We start from the raw sequence: 4,229 nt of genomic DNA, 5'->3' as shown, positions 1-4,229 counted from the left end.
CAATTTGCAGGCATTACCAGGGGTGCTGGCATGGCAAAGGAGATTATTCAATGAAGGCACTGATCCTGACCGGTCAACCGGGGCGCGGTAGCGCACTCAAAGACAGCTTTGCCCTGTCGGGGTTTGACGTCCAGGTCGAGGACAGTGCCCTCTATGCCATGACGCTTCTGGAACGCTGCCGCCCCGATGTGATCGTGAGCACCGCCACGCTCCGCGACCTGAGCGGTATCGAGTTCTTCGACTTGGTGCGCTCCGACCCCCAGCTCGCCCTGGTGCCTTTTGTCCTGCTCGACAATACCTCTTCACCCCATACCAGCGATCTCGATCTGATCATGCCAGCCGACACCAGCATTCCTGAAGTGGTGCGCAGTGCCTACAAGCTGATCCTCGAGCTTACCCGCAAGACTTATATCTCCGAACCAACCAACCCCGTCGCACAACACGGTATTCAAGGGCAACTGGGCGACGTAAGCCTGTTCGAGCTGGCCCAGTGGCTGGCCAAATCCGCCAAAACCGGGCGGTTGCGGGTCGAAATCGAGGCGGGGAGCGCCAGCTGGCTTTTTACCCGAGGTCAGCTCATCCATGCCGAATATGCCGAAAAGAGCGGAGAAGATGCTGTTCTGCATCTGTTGCTCAAGGCAGAAAGTCAGCAGAGGGGCCACTTCCACTTCGAACCCCTGACCGAAGCCGATTTTCTCCTGGAACCTGTCACCATCCGCAAAAGCACCGATCAACTCCTGCTCTCGCTGGCCGTCGAGATGGATCATCGCCAACACGGCATCAATTAGCGCAGTTCTGAGAAAAATGCCACCCAAGCTTTGATGGCAAAAATAACGGGAACCGTGACAAAAACCCCTGTCAGGAGCAGTTTTTTTGTCTGCTCCTGATCATCGTGTGTTAACCCATGCCTCCCGTAATGGTCACACATCACCGGGCAGTGTCGTTTGCAGCCCTACCATTGATATAGCTATGCAAGGAGCCAAGGTTCTAGTTGTTGACGACAGCACCAGCGTACGCAAGGTGTTGGAGCGCCTGTTGTCCACCCGTGGCCTGGTAGTCTCGACCAGCGAGACCGCCGAACAGGGCCTCGAGGCGGCCAGCCGCAATACACCCAACCTGGTGATCGCCGATGTAGTCATGCCGGGCATGAGTGGTTTTGAACTGTGCCAGATGCTAAAACTGAACAAAACCACGCAGGGTGTCCCGGTCATCCTCATTTCGGGCATCATCAATGAGGGGGTGGTTGCCCAGGCCCAGCAAGCCGGGGCCTTCGACGTGGTTTCCAAACCCTTTACACCCGACGATCTCTTCCCCAAAATCGAGCGTGCTCTCCATGTCGTCAAACAGGTGACCCCTGCCATCAGCAAACCCACCCCCAGTCCAACCCCTCCTGTTTTCACACCCATTCAAGCCACCACCCCAGTTCCACCTGTTTCGAGTCCACCCTCCCCTGTAGCGGTTGCACCCAGCCAGGCGGATCCCCCCACCCCTCCCCCCCTGGCTCCTGCTCCCATCCCGCCCACGCCCCAGATGGCGGTTGCTGCTCAGATCCACAATCAACCCCTGATGGAAGTGTTGCGACCTTTCCTGGATAAGCCCGAGATTGAAAGCGTTTTGGTGATAAACAATATGGGCAAATTGCTGGCCTGGGTGGGTCAGACCGTTGATGAACCTGACCTGCTGGCGACCTACTTGCATACCATGCTCTCGATCTCGAGCGTAATGGGGGATAAATATCACCTCTCTTCCATCCAGAGCCTCAACCTCGAGTATCTTGGCAAAACCCTCATGGTAAACCGTATCAGTGCTAAGTCCTCGCTGGTGCTCATGCTGCGCGGCACCGGCGGAACGGGCGTGATTCGCTATCTGGTACTCAAGCAGATGCCGCAACTCAAAGCAGTGCTGGGTGATTAACCCAAGCGTGTTTTTGTGGTGTTCACCCCTTCTCACCGAGCACTTCTTCCGTAGGGCATCCTTCATAATGCTGGGCCTTTCGGTCGTTTGATTTTCGTGTTCCGCACCGAACATTGTCTGTTGATTAGGGGTGTTGACAGAACCTGGAGTATTCGGTAGTCTCTTCGTTGCGCCCCATGAAGATGGCCGGTGCGAGGATCATGAAAAAGGGGTAGTAAGGAAGTGAAGGAGAAGCATCCTGGGCGATGTTTTATCTCTTATGAGGTAGAACGCCGTTCTGAGTCCAGGGTGTGATGAATAGACCTTAAATCTGGGGGCAACCCCAGAGGCAGGAATAAAGGTCAAGATAGAACGGGCACACGGAGGATGCCCTGGCACCTGAGCCGATGAAGGACGTGATTACCTGCGAAAAGCCCGGTGGAGCTGGTAGTAAGCTTTGATACCGGGGTATCCGAATGGGGGAACCCGGCCTGTGGGAACACAGGTCACTCACGCAAGTGAGGGGGAACCTGGGGAACTGAAACATCTAAGTACCCAGAGGAGCAGAAAGAGAGTTCGATTCTCTGAGTAGCGGCGAGCGAAAAGGGAAAAGCCTAAACCGCTGAGCGTGCTCAGTGGGGTTGTGGGGCTGGCGATATCGAAGCGGAAGCTTAGTCGAAGGGTCTGGGAAGGCCCATCATAGAAGGTGAAAATCCTGTAGACGAAAGGCGGACGCTAGTAGCCAGTACCCGAGTAGCCTGTGGTTCGTGGAGCTATGGGTGAATCAGTGCGGCCCACCGCATAAGGCTAAATACTCTAGGTGACCGATAGCGTACCAGTACCGTGAGGGAAAGGTGAAAAGAACCCCGGGAGGGGAGTGAAATAGAACCTGAAACCGTGTGCTCACAAGCAATCAAGGGACTATCTACGCAAGTAGCGGTCTTTTGGTGTGCCTATTGAAGCATGAGCTGGCGACTTACGTTAGCGAGCGAGCTTAAGCCGAGAGGTGGAGGCGTAGGGAAACCGAGTCCGAATAGGGCGCAGATGGGCCGGCGACGGCCCATGTAGTTCGTTGGCGTAGACTCGAAACCCAGAGAGCTAGTCCTGACCAGGCTGAAGCGCGGGTGACACTGCGTGGAGGGCCGAACCAGTTGGAGATGCAAATCCTTTGGATGAGTTGGGATTAGGAGTGAAAAGCTAACCGATCTGGGAGATAGCTAGTTCTCCTCGAAATGACTTTAGGGTCAGCCTCGGATGCTTATTTGGGCCTGTAAAGCACTGATAGGGCTAGGGGGCCTACCAGCCTACCAAACCCTTTCAAACTCTGAAGGGTCCAAAATGGAGTCCGGGAGTGAGGGCACGAGTGCTAACATCCGTGTCCAAGCGCTGGAACAACAGAGATCGCCGAATAAGGTCCCCCAGTACAGGTTAAGTGGATAAAGATGTGGGGTTGCTCAGACAGCTAGGAGGTTGGCTTAGAAGCAGCCATCCTTTAAAGAGTGCGTAATAGCTCACTAGTCGAGTGACCCTGCGCTGAAAATGATCGGGGCTTAAACCTGTCACCGAATTCGCGGGCTTTGCTGGGCTTTGCCCAGTGGAGCGGTAGAGGAGCGTTCCCTATGCCGAAGAAGCCATACCGTGAGGAGTGGTGGAGGTACGGGAAGTGCGAATGCCAGCATGAGTAACGATAAAAGGGGTGAGAATCCTCTTCGCCGTAAACCCAAGGTTTCCTACGCGATGGTCGTCATCGTAGGGTTAGGCGGGGCCTAAGGATAAGCCGAGAGGCGAGGCCGACGGACAACTGGTTAATACTCCAGTCCTACTATGCAGTGCGATGGGGGGACGCTTCAGGCTAGGTGAACCGGAGCCATGGACGAGCCCGGACAGAAACCCAAAGGGGGCTACAGGCAAATCCGTAGCCCAGATACCGGTGGGTGGTGTGGAAGCCGCAAGGTGACAACTCGCCGAAGCCAGGGAGCCGAGAAAAGCCTCTAAGCATAACTGCAGAGTACCCGTACCGTAAACCGACACAGGTGGGTGGGTGTAAATGCACCAAGGCGCGCGGGAGAACCCTCGCTAAGGAACTTTGCAATCTAGCCCCGTAACTTCGGGAGAAGGGGTGCTGTGGCGGGGCCGTTCGCGGCTCTGCTTCAGCCGCAGTGAATAGACTCTGGCGACTGTTTACCAAAAACTCAGCTCTGTGCGAACACGTAAGTGGAAGTATACGGAGCGACGCTTGCCCGGTGCTGGAAGGTCAAGGGGAGGGGTGCAAGCCCTGAACTGAAGCCCCAGTGAACGGCGGCCGTAACTATAACGGTCCTAAGGTAGCGAAATTC

Annotated in this window: 2 protein-coding genes and 1 rRNA gene; all 3 read left to right on the top strand. The window is 55.7% G+C overall.

Going from position 1 to position 4,229, the window contains the following annotated elements; genetic code table 11:
- Positions 1–50 precede the first annotated feature (50 nt).
- The gene (locus Q0288_RS00105) at positions 51–788 is read left to right on the top strand and encodes a DUF4388 domain-containing protein (RefSeq protein ID WP_299425308.1); all 738 of its coding nucleotides are present in this window, start codon (positions 51–53) and stop codon (positions 786–788) included.
- Between the two features lie 181 nt (positions 789–969).
- A complete protein-coding gene (locus Q0288_RS00100) occupies positions 970–1,914 on the top strand; it encodes a response regulator (RefSeq protein ID WP_299425305.1) in 945 nt (314 codons plus the stop codon).
- Between the two features lie 339 nt (positions 1,915–2,253).
- Positions 2,254–4,229, top strand: a 23S ribosomal RNA gene (locus tag Q0288_RS00095); the annotation flags it as partial.

It is taken from the genome of uncultured Meiothermus sp., assembly GCF_937863175.1.
Classification (GTDB): Bacteria; Deinococcota; Deinococci; order Deinococcales; family Thermaceae; genus Meiothermus.
Note: the sequence above shows the minus strand (reverse complement) of the source record. Positions and strands in the feature narration are given on the sequence as shown.

What these genes read in the sequence shown, in the direction of transcription:
- Q0288_RS00100 (WP_299425305.1), top strand. Translation starts at nt 970, where the DNA reads ATGCAAGGAGCCAAGGTTCTAGTTGTTGACGACAGCACCAGCGTACGC.
- Q0288_RS00105 (WP_299425308.1), top strand. Translation starts at nt 51, where the DNA reads ATGAAGGCACTGATCCTGACCGGTCAACCGGGGCGCGGTAGCGCACTC.